This is a genomic window from Paenibacillus vandeheii, from assembly GCF_030433635.1.
Taxonomy (GTDB): domain Bacteria; phylum Bacillota; class Bacilli; order Paenibacillales; family Paenibacillaceae; genus Paenibacillus; species Paenibacillus vandeheii.
In genome coordinates this window covers 351,392-367,790 of record NZ_JAROCD010000002.1, presented here as the reverse complement: position 1 = coordinate 367,790, position 16,399 = coordinate 351,392, and the positions used below count along the sequence as shown (strand labels likewise).

16 protein-coding genes are annotated in these 16,399 nt (G+C 44.9%); 2 read left to right on the top strand and 14 right to left on the bottom strand.

Features of this window, described 5'->3' with window-relative positions; translation table 11 throughout:
- Positions 1 to 654: 654 nt before the first annotated feature.
- From P5G61_RS04440 to P5G61_RS04400, 9 genes are all read right to left on the bottom strand, one after another.
- Complete coding sequence (locus P5G61_RS04440; protein WP_301244875.1) at positions 655 to 2,028, bottom strand: ABC transporter substrate-binding protein; 1,374 nt, start codon at positions 2,026 to 2,028, stop codon at positions 655 to 657.
- 302 nt (positions 2,029 to 2,330) lie between these two features.
- Positions 2,331 to 3,152 (bottom strand): carbohydrate ABC transporter permease, encoded by an 822-nt coding sequence (locus tag P5G61_RS04435; RefSeq protein ID WP_024630734.1) that lies wholly within the window; start codon positions 3,150 to 3,152, stop codon positions 2,331 to 2,333.
- A complete protein-coding gene (locus tag P5G61_RS04430; RefSeq protein ID WP_301244872.1) occupies positions 3,149 to 4,111 on the bottom strand; it encodes a carbohydrate ABC transporter permease in 963 nt (320 codons plus the stop codon). The genes P5G61_RS04435 and P5G61_RS04430 overlap by 4 nt, the downstream gene beginning before the upstream one ends.
- Positions 4,112 to 4,510: 399 nt before the next feature.
- Positions 4,511 to 6,328, bottom strand: coding sequence for an APC family permease (locus tag P5G61_RS04425; protein ID WP_301244870.1), 1,818 nt, complete (start codon positions 6,326 to 6,328; stop codon positions 4,511 to 4,513).
- A gap of 284 nt (positions 6,329 to 6,612) precedes the next feature.
- Positions 6,613 to 7,464: a rhamnulose-1-phosphate aldolase gene (rhaD, locus tag P5G61_RS04420; RefSeq protein WP_301244868.1), complete on the bottom strand. Its 852-nt coding sequence runs from the start codon at positions 7,462 to 7,464 to the stop codon at positions 6,613 to 6,615.
- Positions 7,465 to 7,856: 392 nt separating this feature from the next.
- Entirely contained in the window at positions 7,857 to 8,405 is a 549-nt protein-coding gene (locus P5G61_RS04415) for a GNAT family N-acetyltransferase (RefSeq protein ID WP_301244866.1), read from the bottom strand.
- Between the two features lie 235 nt (positions 8,406 to 8,640).
- Positions 8,641 to 8,928, bottom strand: coding sequence for a hypothetical protein (locus P5G61_RS04410; RefSeq protein ID WP_301244864.1), 288 nt, complete (start codon positions 8,926 to 8,928; stop codon positions 8,641 to 8,643).
- A 177-nt stretch (positions 8,929 to 9,105) separates the two neighbouring features.
- Positions 9,106 to 9,594, bottom strand: a complete 489-nt coding sequence (locus P5G61_RS04405; protein WP_301244862.1) for a DinB family protein — start codon at positions 9,592 to 9,594, stop codon at positions 9,106 to 9,108.
- A 17-nt stretch (positions 9,595 to 9,611) separates the two neighbouring features.
- The gene (locus P5G61_RS04400; protein WP_363325726.1) at positions 9,612 to 10,577 is read right to left on the bottom strand and encodes an AraC family transcriptional regulator; all 966 of its coding nucleotides are present in this window, start codon (positions 10,575 to 10,577) and stop codon (positions 9,612 to 9,614) included.
- A 377-nt stretch (positions 10,578 to 10,954) separates the two neighbouring features.
- Here P5G61_RS04400 and P5G61_RS04395 point away from each other — a divergent pair, with 377 nt between their 5' ends.
- Together P5G61_RS04395 and P5G61_RS04390 are read left to right on the top strand one after the other, a co-directional pair.
- Positions 10,955 to 11,227 (top strand): DUF2642 domain-containing protein, encoded by a 273-nt coding sequence (locus P5G61_RS04395; protein ID WP_024630742.1) that lies wholly within the window; start codon positions 10,955 to 10,957, stop codon positions 11,225 to 11,227.
- Between the two features lie 372 nt (positions 11,228 to 11,599).
- Entirely contained in the window at positions 11,600 to 12,166 is a 567-nt protein-coding gene (locus P5G61_RS04390) for a hypothetical protein (protein WP_301244851.1), read from the top strand.
- A gap of 124 nt (positions 12,167 to 12,290) precedes the next feature.
- On the opposite strand, the gene P5G61_RS04385 is transcribed toward P5G61_RS04390, so the two are convergent.
- The 5 genes from P5G61_RS04385 to tatA all read right to left on the bottom strand — a co-directional run bounded on the left by P5G61_RS04385 (position 12,291) and on the right by tatA (position 16,273).
- Positions 12,291 to 12,527, bottom strand: a complete 237-nt coding sequence (locus P5G61_RS04385; RefSeq protein WP_301244849.1) for a hypothetical protein — start codon at positions 12,525 to 12,527, stop codon at positions 12,291 to 12,293.
- 188 nt (positions 12,528 to 12,715) lie between these two features.
- The gene (groL, locus tag P5G61_RS04380; protein WP_301244847.1) at positions 12,716 to 14,347 is read right to left on the bottom strand and encodes a chaperonin GroEL; all 1,632 of its coding nucleotides are present in this window, start codon (positions 14,345 to 14,347) and stop codon (positions 12,716 to 12,718) included.
- A gap of 73 nt (positions 14,348 to 14,420) precedes the next feature.
- Entirely contained in the window at positions 14,421 to 14,702 is a 282-nt protein-coding gene (groES, locus tag P5G61_RS04375) for a co-chaperone GroES (RefSeq protein ID WP_024630746.1), read from the bottom strand.
- A 457-nt stretch (positions 14,703 to 15,159) separates the two neighbouring features.
- On the bottom strand, positions 15,160 to 15,942 hold the full coding sequence (tatC, locus tag P5G61_RS04370; protein WP_079350907.1) for a twin-arginine translocase subunit TatC: 783 nt from the start codon (positions 15,940 to 15,942) through the stop codon (positions 15,160 to 15,162).
- A gap of 79 nt (positions 15,943 to 16,021) precedes the next feature.
- Entirely contained in the window at positions 16,022 to 16,273 is a 252-nt protein-coding gene (gene tatA / locus P5G61_RS04365) for a twin-arginine translocase TatA/TatE family subunit (protein WP_024630748.1), read from the bottom strand.
- Positions 16,274 to 16,399: the final 126 nt, after the last annotated feature.

Here is a 16,399-nt window from a genome sequence, read left to right as displayed (position 1 = left end):
AATGATATAAAACAAAACATAAACATCACAAATAAAAAATAAAATATTCAAAATCATATCTAAAAACCAATAAATAGGTGAAAACAAACTAATCAAATCTCTAAATATGATAAATTCGTTGCATTAAACTCAATAAATGTAAGTTAATATAACATTTAATAAAAATACAATTATTATTTCGACATTAAATTCCATCCACTCCATCCCTATTTTTGTTTCGGCCAATCTTTCATTGTATAATTCCACACAGAAAAAAACATGCGAGTTTGTCCCCCGCATGTTTTTATTTTAAAATTAAAGTATTAAAAACAAACTCAAACCGAATCAAAGGAATGTTAATTCTTTATTCATTTTACCTTTCCTCTTTTTCCAAATTAATTACCCAAACGTTCAATTCCTCCATGAATAGAACTTTTATTTGTGGAATCGGCAATCTAATGGAATACGATTTATTTTCCATTGCCATACTTTTCAGATATAAGCGCGCAAAGCTGTTTTTTGATGAAATTTTATTAATTCCATTTGAAATTCGTATTTCTGATCGGCTGTATTTTAATAAGATAGTTGAATACGATCAATTTTATTAATATACAAAAAAAGAATGGATACAGCCCAATCGCTGTACCCATTCTTCAAAAGCTTAAAAAATAATCCTTACTTCTTCACTGTGCTGTTATACTGTGCAATCTTGTCTGTAATTTGCTTCGCTGCTGCATCCAATGCGTCTTGCGGAGTTCCTTGTCCATTCAGAACCGTCTCGATCGCTCCTTCGACAATTTGACGGGCTTCGGGGAATACACCCATAACGGCCCCGGATGTTGCTGTCGAATCCGCGGAAGCGTGCAATTGGTCGACTGCTGTCTGGAATTGCGGGTACTTCGCCATATTATCCTTTAATACTTGCTCATCGTAGGCTGCTGTCGTAATAGGGAAGTATCCTGTCGCAACGCTCCAGTTGGCTTGTACCGCAGGTGTTGCCAGATACTTGATGAATTCCCAAGCGGCTTGCTGTTGAGCATCGGATTTGTTGTTCATGATATACAAGCTTGCGCCACCAACCACGACGCCACCTTCTTTGGCATCAGCAGGACGAGGCAGGAAGCCTGTTCCCAGCTCAAATTTGCCACCAGCACCCTCTACAATTTTGCGCAATCCAGCGGTAGAATCCAGCGTCATACCGATTTGTTGCGCAGTAAATGCAGCGGTCGTATCGTCTGTGCTACGTCCCAGATTGGAGACGGTCTTCTCGTCCATCATCTTTTTCCACCATGTTAAAGTCTTCACGCCAGCTTCGGAGTTCAGCAAGGATTCAGTCGCTGCGCCGGTTCTACCGTTACCATTGTTTACATAATCTGCATTCTGGTTCGCGAAGAATTGTTCCATAAACCAGCCATAGATCGCCATGGATGCGCCGGGTTTACCGTCTTTTGCCAGTGCTTTGGCTGCTTGCTCAAATTCTTCATATGTCTTAGGCGGGTTCTCCGGGTCCAAACCGGCTGCTTTGAACATGTCCTTGTTATAGTACAAAATCGGGTTCGATGTGTTAAAAGGCATTGCGTTCAATTTGCCGTCAATGGTGTAATAACGGATGATATTCGGCTCCAGTTGGGACAGGTCAAACTTGTCTTTATCAATAAATTGCTGTACTGGCGTAATCATGCCCGAGTCGATCATGAACTTGCTGCCAATCTCATATACCTGGATAATGTCCGGGCCGCTGTCCGAGCCCATGGAAGCTTTGAGTTTGTTCAGGCTCTCATCGTATTTCCCCTGATAGATTGGCTTTACCTGAATGTCCGGGTGACTTGCGTTGAAATCGGAAGCGAGTTGGTTAATGGCTTTCTCCCCTGCGCCCGACATGGAATGCCACCATGTCAGTTGTACTGGTTCAGCAGCTGCGGCATCTGCCTGTGCTCCGCCCGTTGTACTTGTCGTTTCGGTTTTTCCGCCGCAAGCGGCCAGTACCAACATCAGTGCAGCCAGCATCAGTGCAAATGTACCTCTTTTTTTCAAACGAAACCCGATCATAATCGCTCTCCTTTTTTGGGACTCACTTCAAAATAAAATCTTGGAGATGACACGGAGTGGCCGTTACGGTTACGAATCGTTCTTTCGATCGCTGTTATCTCCGGATTTTTTTTCATTCCCCTTCAAAGGGGAAAATCCGGAGATAAAGGCGAACGCTTCGCTTCTTCAGAATCGATTTCGTCCCCTCCACTACTACCGTGGTATATCTTCTCAACATCTTATTTCAAGAGTGAGCCTTGTTTATTCGCTCCTGGTATCCAAACCGCCAACCTTTTAAATTCTTAAAACAAACCTTACTCCTACTATCCCTTCAGCGCGCCTGCTGCCATACCGCGGACAAGCTGTTTCAAACCGAAAACTAGAAGCAGTAGCGATGGCAGAATCACCATAGCCGTACCAGCAAACACCAGATTCCATGCGGTGGATTCCTGGAACTCCAGCATCGAGATCCCGATCTGTACCGTCCTCATCTCTGGGGTATTCGTGACGAGCAATGGCCACAGATAGGAGTTGTACATACTCAGGAATGAATAGATCGCCAGTGTTCCAAGTGCCGGACGGGACAGTGGCAGAACATGGGATACGAAGTAGCGGATGTGTCCGCAGCCATCGATCTTCGCCGCTTCAAACAACTCTTTCGGAAGCTGCATGAAGAATTGTCTCAGCAGGAATGTACCAAACGCCGTTGCCAGGAACGGTATGGTCAGCCCTTGATACGTATCAAGCCAGCCCCAACTGCGCACCGTCAGGTAGTTCGGGATCATAGTGACTTCCCAAGGAATCATCATCGTGGCCACAAACATGCTGAAGATGACGTTCTTGCCCTTAAACTCCATTTTCGCGAATGCATAGGCCGCCATGCTCGCCGTAACAAGCTGACCTAACATCGTCAGTCCTGCAACGAGGAACGTATTACCGATAAATGAACCAATCGGGACGATATCGAATACTTCAGCGAAATTAGACAGGTCTATGGACCGCGGTATGATGTGCGGCGGATACGCACTGGCATCCTCCGGCGTCATCACGGCCATGAAAAAGGTGTACAGCACCGGATACAGCACAAGTGCCGCACAAATTGTAAGCAACACATACAGCAATGTTTTCGTCCATGGTGTTCTCATTGGTAATGCACTTTCCTTTCCACCCATTTGAACTGAATCAGGGTCAGCAGCATAATGACCGCGAACAGGATAAGTGCCTGCGCACTGCCCGTCCCGAATCGGAAATTAACGAAGGCTTCCTGATAGATGGAATAGACGAATACATTGGTACTATCCATTGGGCCACCTCGGGTTAGAATGTTGATCTGACCAAATGATTGGAACGCACCAATGATCGATACTACGGTGACGAAAAACAGGGTTGGCGACAGCAGTGGCATCGAGATTTTGCGAAAAGTAAGCAAAGGACCTGCGCCATCAATCTTTGCGCTCTCATAAATTTCTTCCGGGATGCCCTGTAATCCACTGGACAAAATAATATAATTGAATCCGAGATTCATCCAAATCGTCATGATGGAAATCGATATTAACGCCCAATCCGGGCTGGTCAGCCAGGGAATCGGGTCAATTCCGACTTTTCCTAATAAATAATTCAGCATGCCCAAGGTCGGATGGAACAGAAATTTCCAGATGACCGCCGAAGAACCAACAGATAACACCACAGGCAGAGAGAATACAAACTGAAACACGCGCATCCCCTTGAATCGGTTGTGGGTCAGTGCCGCCAGAATCAGAGCAGCGAGCATGCCCGTTGGCACGGTAAACAGGACAAACAACAACGTTACTTTCATCCCCTGCAGGAACAATCCGGACTGGAATACCGCCTTGAAATTGTCTAGCCCTACATAAGCTGCAATCTGTCCGGTAGGGTCCGTGGAATGCATACTCAGGTACACCGATTTAAACATCGGATAAAACAGGAACACTGCGAATAAAAGCAGCGATGGTGCCAGGAAACCATAGGCCAGTATGTTCTCCCGTATCCGCTGCACACGCAGCGAAGCTGTCCGGCGCTGACTCGTATTGGATACGCGCCGTCTGGCAGCAGGCAAGCCGATCCGGTTGTCAAGCTCACTCATCGGATTTTCTTCCCCCTTGATCTACGCATTCGGTGTGTGAACTCATCACCCACGTTATCTAGTGTAAAAGCCAACTGTTACAGCAGCATCCGTTCTGAATCAACGCAGCGTTAATCGTGGACAAGTGGCTTTACCAAACAAGGGACATTAAATTGACTTCAAACCAGGGTCAATGAACAGCAAAAAACCGCAAGAACTCCCTTGGTTCGGGAATGTTCCTGCGGTTTTGTCTGTAAAGAGAAGATGAACAAAAATTTGATATAAACTCAATAAATTTTACAGAAAACTGGATATTTAATGTTAACGCAAATGTTCAATTGGAAATTTATAATAAAATGGATGGATAGTAAGCAAATCACATACTTTTTTCATGCCATTGCCCATTGTAGACGAAGTCTTTTAACGATTGAGATGATACGGCACAGTCGTCACAATCACATCTTTATAGTTGATCAGGTAGGCACGAATCATGAAGCTGGTCTGGTTGTGCAGTACATTTTGCCACCAATGCTTGGTGATGAACTGTGGAATCAGAATGGTGATATGGTCCGTCTCGGCGGTTTTCCATTCCACGGTATCAATGAATTTCTTGAGCGGCCCCATAATGCTGCGGTATCTCGATTTAATGACAACCAGACGAACGCCAGGATTCCACTCCTCCCATTTCTGCTCCATTTTACGAATCGCTTCATCATCAAACCCGATATACAAGGCAACCACCTGGTCAGACATCGTCTGCGCGTAACTGATCGTGTTCATCACGACCCGTGTAATGCCAGCCACCGGAATAACGATGGTATTGCCCTTTCTTACCGGTTTCTCCAGCTTGATATCAATCCGCAATTCATCTGCGATGTTGCAATAATGACGGTGAATGCGCATGAATACATAGACGACGAGCGGCAGGAAAATAAAGATAACCCATGTTTGCGTGAACTTGGTGAATATAAAAATCAATGTAATCGACAGGGTGGTCAGCATACCAATCGTATTGACGAGCAGCTTCACGCCCCAGCCGGACGGTTTGACTTTGATCCAGCGAATCATCATGCCCAGCTGCGACAGGGTGAATGGAATGAACACGCCCACTGCGTAGAGCGGAATCAGGCTTTCCGTGTTTCCTTTGAATCCGACAACCAGCAAGGCAGACATCACACTGAGAAAAATAATACCGTTCGAGAAGCCAAGGCGGTCTCCTCTAACCATAAACATATGCGGCATATATTTATCCTTTGCCATCATGAAGGACAGCAGCGGAAAAGCAGAATACGCCGTATTGGCTGCCAGAAACAGGATCAGTGCCGTCACACCCTGAATAATAAAATACATTGTACCCCTGCCAAACGTAGCTTCGGCAATCTGGGAAATAACCGTGGCTTTGGGATCAGGCTTTACCCCGTAACCATAAGCAAGTAACGTGATACCGATAAACATGGCTCCCAGTATACATCCCATCAGCATCAAGGTTCCCGCTGCATTTTTCTCGGCAGGCTGCTTAAAGTTTGGAATCGCGTTACTCACCGCCTCAACCCCGGTCAAGGCGGAACAACCCGAGCTGAATGCCTTCAGCAACAGAAACAGACTCACATGAGACATACTCGTTCCGAATTCAGGGGCCGCAGCTTCCATGCCACCAGCGAGAAATTTGATGCCCCCGGAAATAATCAGAATCGCAATGGAAAAGATAAACAGATATATAGGGATCGCCAGCACGGAAGCAGATTCCGTCACGCCCCGCAAATTCATAATCGTCAGAAACGAAATCATGATCAATGCAATGACTATGCTGTAATCATGAAGCATCGGAAAGGCAGATGTAATCGCATCGGTCCCTGCAGACGAACTAACCGCAACCGTCAGAATATAATCGACCAGCAAAGATCCTCCGGCAATCAGGCTCGGAGCCGTACCGAGATTATCCTTGGCTACGATATACGCGCCGCCGCCTGTTGGATAAGCAAAAATCGTCTGGCGATAGGAGAAAATTAAAATGACGAGTAATCCCAACACGGCGATGGAGATTGGAACAGAGTACCACAAGGCGGCGAATCCGGCCGCAACGAGCACCAGTAAGATCTGTTCCGTACCGTAGGCAACGGACGATAGGGCATCGGAGGACAGGATGGCGAGCGCCTTCCATTTCCCCAATTTTTCTGCATCCAATTCAGCCGATTTCATAGGCTTGCCTATTAAGATTCTCTTCATTTTGCCAAGCATGATCATAACTTCCTTCCATCCATCATCTGTGAAGCATTGTTATTATGCAAAATCGCTGAGCCAATGACAATACGTCATCTCACCCGAATTTCGCCAGCTCGTGATAATGCATTCTACGATTCAATAATCGATAACAAAGCCGCGCTTTATTAGATTTTTGAACTTTTTTGAACCAAAACGGCGTTTGTGCGCCGAAAAAAAGGAAATGGCCTTCGGTTTAATAAACCAAAGACCATTCATATTAGGCTGTGTTGTAACTCTTTCTTTTATACGATCTCGATTCGTTAAACCTCTGTACCCAATATACCAGGACGTGGAGTAACACCGAAAGCCTGAGCTAATGTAGCTAGCTGCATATCCGTAATTCGCTGTCTGATCTCATGACCTGCAACCAGCATATACACCTGGGCCGCTTTCTCAATGGTCTCTATGAGACCAAAGGCTTCATCGATCGTTGTACCTGTTCCAAAAATCCCATGCTGCGGCCAAATGACCGCGTGGTATTCCTTCATTTTTTCAGCCGTTTCCCGTCCGATTTCATTCGATCCAGGCACCATCCACGGAATAATGCCAACGCCATCCGGGAAAACGACTACACACTCCGTACACATCTGCCACAGCGTCTTTGTGAACTTCATCTCATCCAGATCATGGATAAAGGTCATTGCCAGCACGTGAGTCGCATGGTTATGCATGACAACCCGATGGTTCGGGTCCACTTTCAAACGCTCGATATGACTCATAAAATGCGTAGGCAATTCACTCGTCGGGTTCGCTCCCGACTTAAGACCCCACAGCACCTCAAGCTCCTGTCCATCCTTCGAGACACGCAGCAATCCCAGATTGCTCTCCGGATCAGCTAGCACATTTTTGAAATATTTGCCCGAAGCGGTCACGATAACATACTTGCCTGCCAGCTCCTGCATCGAAAAGGCAGGTTTGATCTTGCGGATCACATGGTTGATATCCATATATTTGGCGACGTCCTCTTCCTCCAGCAAATAGCTGACATTGCCGCCATTGCGCTCATCCCATCCATTTTTCCACATATGTTGAGTAATCTCCGCCATCTCACGGACAAATGGGATATGGAATCCAGCAGCCTGCGTAGTTTCATTGGTAAGGGTCACGTTCATCCTCATTCTCTCCTTAGGTTAAAAATAGAATGGCGGTCACGTACATAGTAAGTTCCTTTTTTCACATTCATTATACCTTTGTTTATCTTTATTAGTCAATTATACACAGATATATAAACTCATTTATTTTTGTTTGTGTTTGTTTTATGTATTTTTTATAAAATACACAAAAAAAATACCTCACCGGCGTCCGGCGAGGTCAGTCACACATCTATCTAACACGAGAAGGGGTTTACAAGAATAATCTTACCTCTGCTACCTTAATAGAAGCTGAAAATGAAATAAAAAAACGATGAAAACCCATTTACCAAATAATTATGGTCACCGCTTCTATCCATCCATTCAGGCTATACATTTAAAGATTTTAAGCTGGCCTGAATGTGTAAAGGATTCTACTCCCTTTTCAGCAAATAGGAAGGGTGCATCAACCCTGTCGGTTCATAGCGCTCGTCGCGTACATATTCAAAGCCCAGCTTGGACAGCATGTGACGGGATGCCTCATTGTCCGGATGATGCCCGGCAAACAGGGCTTTAACCTTCAGTTCTTCGAATGCATAATCAATCACCGCCCGTGCAGCCTCCATCGCATAGCCCTTGCCCCAGTAGTCTCTGGTAAGATGAAATCCCAGTTCATATATGTTTTCTTCCGGAGAATACGGGCGCAAGCCACAGCAACCGACAAACACTCCCGATTCCTTCTCAAAGAGAGGCCAGTATTGTACCTCCGCTTCCTCCTGCCTTTTTATTTCTTGTGTCAACCGCGCTTCTACTTCATCCTCACTCAAAAATCCCTTGCTGCTGATCCACTTCGTTACCTCATGATCTCCCCATAGAGCAAATGCCAGGGCACGGTCTTCTTCATTCCAAGTCGAGAATACAAGCCGCTCCGTTTCAAGAAACGTTGTTTTTTCCATTCTATCCGTTTCATTTGTTCTATCCATAATCCAATAACCTCCTGTTTCACAACATCAGTCTGCGTACCATTCCTAATATAAATAATCGAATTGCAGCCTGTGTAAACAAAAATATGATCTAAACCTATTATATCACTGGAGTTGCACATACAAATTTCTGAGACTGCTTCTTGGTTGAATCGATATAATGCAGCCATAAAAAAAGAAAAAAACCTCTGCGGACAACATGTCCGACAGAGGTTCTCAAAGCACCCTGATTTCATTAGAAATCAGATGTTGCGATTTGAATCGTGCCTGTTGAAGCACCTGCGGGAGTAGTCAGCAGTGCAGCTACGAGCAGCAAGTCAACAGACAACGTAAGGCTGTTGCCAGCAGGGATCATATACGTGATTACTAGAGCGTTAACACGAGTTACAACCAGGTCTACCGGAAAAGGACCAAAATTGTTCACTGTGATGCTGGCATTCGTGCCTCCAGCCAGGTTTTCATAATACGATTTACCCACACTAGCCCCTAAGGCATAAAATTGTTGCGGTAAAAGGATGGCCATGGAAATCACCTCCTTTTGGCTTGGATACCGTATTCTATGTATGAAATCTATGAATGTAACGGTGAAGTGACCGTGTGATAACGTACATTTTGATAGAGATGCTAGACTAACTAATCAAAAAGCCCCACCAGATCAACCGGCGGAGCCACTGACACACAAACTCATTTTCTAAGATTCTTACGCATAAAGCATGAAAAAGTTCAACTCATGTCCCTGCTGTTTGAGATAATTATATAGCTGTGAACGGTGATGGAATACATGCGTTAGCGTTTCTATTTGCCATTGGACTTGCAAATGACCATGCTCCATATAGAATGCTTTAGTTGAGCGGTTCAGCAGATCTTCTTCGCTTAATGAAAGGATATACGCTTTGTAGCCCTCCAAATTGGCCCAGAGAGTTGACTCCAGTTTTTCAATATCTTCGATCTCTGACAGACTATTCTCCACCACGCCTACCTCTGCTTCGCCTTTCTCCTGCATAATCGCAAGGTCCGATGCCGTAATCTGAATAAAATGATGGACCAGTTCCACCAGTGAACGCATATTGTCCTGCGGGCGGTAAGCCCAATCCTCCGGACGAATCAAGCGGATCAGGCTAGCCCCCGTACGCACGCCCGTCTCCAATTCACTTAGCAGATGATCTCTGATTTGCAATGTTCCATTCATATATGATATCTCCTTTACTATTCATTCTTACCATTCAGTATAACGGAAGGGACAACCGGGTTATTGTACAAATCGGACAACATTCGTTGATGTTCTTTGGCAGCAGTGAGCGGGGTTTCTCCATAGAACTTACGAAATTGACGAATCAGATGGGCTTGGTCATAGAAACCATGATTCAGGGCCAGCGCTACCCCATCTGCCGTATGCCCCTGATGAATACTTCCCAGTACGCGGTGAAAACGAACGACCTCGCTGAATCGCTTTGGACTGACTCCAACCCATTCTGCAAACTTCCGATGCAGCTGGCGTTCACTGACAACCTCTCGCATCGCCAGCTCACTGACGCTCATGCGGCCCCCATCCTTAAAAATGCGGTGAAGCACGTTTTTCATCAAATCATGCTCATATGTATTGGGTTGCAAGGATAGCGGACTCAGATAGGTATTCATCACCTGTACTCGTTCTTTAAAGCTTTTCGTTCCGGCCATCCGCTCCTGAAGCTCACTCAGCTCGACTGGCCAACATTCATGAAGTGGAATTCGTCTATCCGTAAATTCCTCCAACGGCAAACCGTGAAAAACATATGCTCCACCTGGGAAAAAGCGCACCCCAAATGTGTAATCGGCAGAAGCAGGCGCATTAGACGGCCCTGGTACAGCAAACGGATGCGTATAGTTGCCACAGTAACCATAAGAATGCAACGAACCGACCGAGTCGTATGTAATCAGCATGTCCGTGCAGCCATCCGGCAATACCCGGGCAGGCACAGACATCTCAGGCTGAACTATATCTCCATCGATATCAGGTTTCTTGGAAGACTGTAGAATCGAACCCGATTCCCAATAACAAGCTACATGAGCCAACAGGGATGCAGAAGGTATTTGCTCCATGTAATACGTGTGCCTACCTGTCCCATTCATCTGAATGGGTCTGAACATCGGATGCAGACTGGAGTCCACGAACCATCCCTCCGTTATTAGCATTTATGTATGCATCTATCATACCATCAACCGCTGAAATGAGAAAAAAAGTACCCCGCCGGAGGATCCGACGGGGCTAGTCACACATCTATTTAACACGAGAAGGGGTTTACAAGACTTATCTTACCCCTGCTACCTTAATGGAATCTGAAATGGAGATGAAAAGAACATCAAAAATTCAACAGCTCCGGCAGACTGATTGTGAGAACGTATCGCATCATTTTTAAAATAAATGGAAGAAATAATCTTACAAGATGACCTATTGACATGTGTTCTGCCTCATAAAGATTTACCAAATGAACAGATTTCTGGTCAAACGCCCAGTCGTTTGGGTGGGCCATTGCATAGAATGCCCTATAAATGATTTGGGAGGTTTTACTTTGAATAATTATCCAATGATGCATCATATGGCTAACTCGCCTTATATGCAGCAAATGCACCACATGCCTCATAATATTGTGGTTCACCCAGTAGATCATTGCGTAGTCGAGAGTCTGATGGCCCTGGTGGGAAAAGTGGTTATCCTGGAAACAACTCGCGGTAGACTTGATGGATGCGTCGTCGCTGTTAAGCATGATCATGTTGTACTGGAGGAAAGAAACAAAAAATTCTTAGTACGTATCGCCGAAATCGTCTGGATCATGCCTGATTAAACAGAGATTGAGGTAATAACGAACCGAAGGCAACTACAAAGGTACCCATACACTAAACACTTCTTTTTCTAAGTGTCCGGTGTATGGGTACCTGATTAGCTGGCCGTATGTCAGCAGTGCTTTTTTTGAAGTGAAGAGTATAGGTTTAAAGTTTCCCATAGCAACATTATAATGAGAATACATAATAAGGATGTATTACGAGGTGAGATTTTGCAACCATTGTTCACAATACTATTCACACTAGGCTTTATTGCTTTCTTCGTATTTCTTGTTTGGATGCTCATCTTTATAAGAAAACATAATCGGATAACGTTAAAGCACGTTATGCTAACGGCGATGTGTTTTGCAATTGCCTCTATAGGAATGTATGGAATGTTGACGTTATCTTCCAACCCTACACAACCAGGAATATATCCAACGGAGGAGCACGAATCGGGAGCCGCTACAGCTGATGAGAGCCATGATCACCCAAACCAGAACGATCTCTCTGAATTCCACATGACTACCGATGAATTCAAAAACAAATTCAATTCAGTCGTAGGTAAATATCGGTTAAATGGTCTGAGTATAACCGTCTTGAACGTGAAAGAGGCCTCAGAACATGGTACAAAAACCTTTGAGTATATCTTCAATGACAATTTACGTATGGTTGGTGTGTTAAATTCAGAGCAAAAAGTTCAGGAAGTCATGTTATACGAGACTGGTGATGTCAGTAAACCAACCGGTGGTAACCTGTTAACTGCGATCGCTACACTTATTCTGACAACCAATAACGAGTACACATATAATGATGCCCAAGACGTGATTCAGGATATCGGCTTATTAGATCGCGATGTAAGTCAGAGTGAATTTAATGGAACGACTGTTCGAAATGAATTTGAATATCGCTTCAGCATCCAAGACGATATTTCTACTTTTGGAATAAAAGCAGTTAAATGAGTTCCGTATGTGCAAACAAGTCGTTCCATTGAGGAACGACTTAACGCGTAATATGAAACTGCTTAATAAAAAATGGTAGCCTGCCTGTTAACAACACAGCTATGTATGGTATATTCCTTGATTACTACCTCGTGTATCGATCAATGTCATCGATCGCAGACTGGTGCTCTCTTCTATGATGGTCTTCATGCTGACGAACGTCGTTCTTTAACTTTGCTAAGAATCCCCAGCCCATGAATACAAATAAAAGTACAGTAATCAAAGCATAAGCGAAACTATATAGGTTCATGTAAAAATTGATAAAAATTGCACCTAGCATCAAGCCAAGAATCCACAACGTCCACTTTGTACTCTTTCTCAATTCATTTCCTCCTCAATCAAATTCCATATAATTTCATATATGTATCATTGTACATAGGAAGAAGTAAGCTAACAAGTATCGATTCAGTGTTAAAACATAATTCAAAGCATCCTACTCTAAATATATAAAAAAGGCTCCCTTCCGGGAGCCTTCCATCTATCGGCATTACAAAGGTTTTTACACCTTTATTACATCATGCCGCCCATTCCACCCATACCGCCCATGTCAGGCATTCCAGCAGCGCCTGCAGGTTCTGGTTTGTCAGCGATAACCGCTTCAGTAGTCAGGAACATTGCTGCTACAGAAGCAGCGTTTTGCAATGCATAACGTGTTACTTTCGCAGGGTCAACGATACCTGCTTCGATCATGTTAACCCACTCGCCAGTCGCAGCGTTGAAACCTACGCCAGTTTGTTCTTTTTTCAGACGTTCCACAATTACGGAACCTTCTTCGCCAGCGTTAGCTGCGATTGTGCGGATTGGTGCTTCCAAAGCACGCAGGACGATGTTTACACCTGTTTGCTCGTCACCAGACAGAGCTACACCTGCAACCGCGTTGTATACGTTCATGAGCGCTGTACCACCACCGGATACGATACCTTCTTCAACCGCAGCGCGAGTTGCGTTCAGGGCATCTTCGATGCGCAGTTTGCGTTCTTTCAATTCTGTTTCAGTAGCCGCACCGACTTTGATTACTGCTACGCCGCCGGACAATTTAGCCAGACGCTCTTGCAGTTTCTCTTTGTCGAACTCGGAAGTTGTTTCTTCCAGTTGTGTACGGATTTGGCTTACACGTGCATCGATATCGGATTTGTTACCAGCACCGTCAACGATGATTGTGTTTTCTTTGGTTACACGGATTTGGCGAGCTGTACCCAGTTGTTCCACAACAGCAGATTTCAGGTCCAGACCCAGTTCTTCCGTGATCAATTGGCCACCAGTGAGGGCAGCGATATCTTGCAGCATTGCTTTACGACGGTCACCAAAGCCAGGAGCTTTAACAGCTACAGCGTTGAATGTACCACGCAATTTATTCACAACCAGCATCGCCAGTGCTTCGCCTTCGATATCTTCAGCGATCAATACAAGCGGTTTGCCTTGTTGAACGATTTTTTCAAGCAATGGCAGAATGTCCTGAGTGCTGGAGATTTTTTTGTCTGTGATCAGGATGTACGGGTTGTCCAAAACAGCTTCCATTTTGTCCGTATCTGTGATCATGTATGGAGAGATGTAACCGCGGTCGAATTGCATACCTTCAACCACTTCCAGCTCTGTAGCGAATCCTTTGGATTCTTCAACCGTGATAACGCCGTCTTTACCCACTTTTTCCATAGCTTCAGCGATCAGTTCGCCTACTTCATCATCAGCTGCAGAGATTGCTGCAACTTGTGCAATGGATTGTTTGGTTTCAATTGGTTTGGAGATGGATTGCAGTTCAGCTACAGCCGCTTTAACCGCTTTGTCGATCCCTTTACGGATACCGATTGGGCTTGCGCCTGCAGTTACGTTTTTCAAACCTTCTGTGATCAGCGCTTGAGCCAATACAGTTGCAGTTGTTGTACCGTCACCGGCAACATCATTGGTTTTGGTTGCTACTTCTTTAACCAGTTGTGCACCCATGTTCTCGAATGCATCTTCCAGTTCGATTTCTTTAGCAATCGTTACACCGTCATTCGTGATCAGCGGGCTTCCGAATTTTTTCTCCAGAACCACGTTACGGCCTTTAGGACCGAGTGTTACTTTTACTGCATTAGCCAATGCGTCCACACCACGAAGCATGGAACGACGAGCGTCTTCACTGAATTTAATGTCTTTAGCCATGTTAAGAAAACCTCCCTAGAATATTGTGTAAAATGGTGTTGCTATATGGTTCGGTTAACCGATTAAATTTGAATTAGTCGAGAATCGCGTGAATATCGCTTTCTTTCATAATCAAATATTCTTTACCTTCGAACTTGATTTCTGTACCGGCATATTTGGAGAAAATAACGCGATCTCCTTCTTTCACTTCCAGAGCTACACGTACTCCGTCTTTCAATACTCCGGCGCCAACAGCAATAATTTTACCCTCTTGCGGTTTTTCTTTAGCGGAGTCCGGCAGTACGATCCCGAAAGAAGTGGTTTGCTCTTGCTCCAGTGGTTCTACCAATACGCGTTCACCTAAAGGTCTGATCATGAAAAATAGCCTCCTTTTGAAATTATATAACGTTGCTTTGTAGGTTGTAGCCATATGTATTAGCACTCGACAGTGTTCAGTGCTAACAACCAACTTTATGATACTTCAACTTGAAGCATGATTTCAAGTCCTTTTCATGAATTCCTGCGAGATTTTACGTTGTATTTACACCACCCCAGCCAAAAAACGCCCGATTTACCTGAGCAATTGTCATAAATACCATATAACTTATTCCACAGAATCCATTGGTCCTCCTGCAACGTTTCAGGCAGCCCTTTTCCATTGTATCCATTGTTGAACATAATATGCCTACTTGTCCCGTCATTCAGACTATAAGCTGTAAAAGCTATCTCTCTACAGCCCTTCATATCCCGGGTAAGAACCGATCGGCTTATCCCGGGACGGGCATTATACAGGATCATTACAGTTTCAACAAGCGGATGAAATTCCTCTCTTGTTATACTGCACTCTGCTTATCCTCGGCACGGATGTAACGGGATTCAGCCTCTGCATCAGCTGCAAGCTGTTTGCGATACACAAAGCCAGACAGAAACACACTGATCTCATATAACAGAAGCAAGGGAATCATTACGAGAAAATCGGATATAAAGTCAGGCGGTGTAACCACAACCGCAATGAAGATCAGGACAAAATAAGCCATCCTGCGCATTTTGCGAAGTCGAATTGGATTCAATATTCGCAGTCCTGTCAGGAACATAATGATTAATGGAAGCTCAAACAACAGGGAAACCGGAAGTACAATGCCAAACAAAAAGCTAAAGTACTGCTTCATTCCATACGTCTCCACAAGCCCCATCTTCTCCGTAATTGATGTTGTAAAGGCCAATGCCATCGGGAACACAACATAATAGGAGAACGCCAGACCGAACAGAAACAACAAAAGCACATAAGGAACATAACGCAATGTAGCTTTCCGCTCCATCGGTCGCAGCCCTGGACTAACAAACTTCCAAATCTGATACACGGTAAACGGCAGCGTAATAATTAATGAGAACAGACCGGCAATCTTCATGTAGATCCCGATCCCGTCCCAGAACGAGAAGGCATGGAGCACAAAACCTTGCGCCGTCTCTGCCTTTGTCAGGTAGCGATACACCGGGTCTGCTACAAAAAAGCCTGCTACCAGACCCAACACAAAAAGGCTTAACACATAGATTAGCCGCTTGCGCAGCTCACTTAAATGTTCCGTAAGCGTCATTTCTTCATTCTGCTGCGTCATTCCTGCCCTCCATGGTTGCCAGCTTTAAAATACAAAACCCTTCCAGCGGGAAGGGAGTTCTCATTCATTGCCGTCACAATTATTCCGGCAGGCGTTTATCCTCCGGCTTGTCTACCTGTACAGCTTCTGACACTACCGGGTTCGCTTTTTCCTGCTCTTTGCGCTTGGATGAATTGTCATCCGAGATGATGTCGCGGGCCCCTTCCTTGAATTCACGGAAAGTACGCCCAACGGCGCGTCCCAGTTCCGGCAGCTTGTTCGGACCGAACAAAAGCAAAGCAACGATGACCAGCAAAATGACTCCTGTGGTTCCAATGCCCCCAAATCCCATTGTTATCCCTCCTAGCTTCAAGCTTTTGGATCGCGCACTCTTTATGCATTCTCAAAAGATGTCTTGTCTACTATCAGAATTATGTCAATCATACCATAGATGTAACCACTTACATAACCCACATTT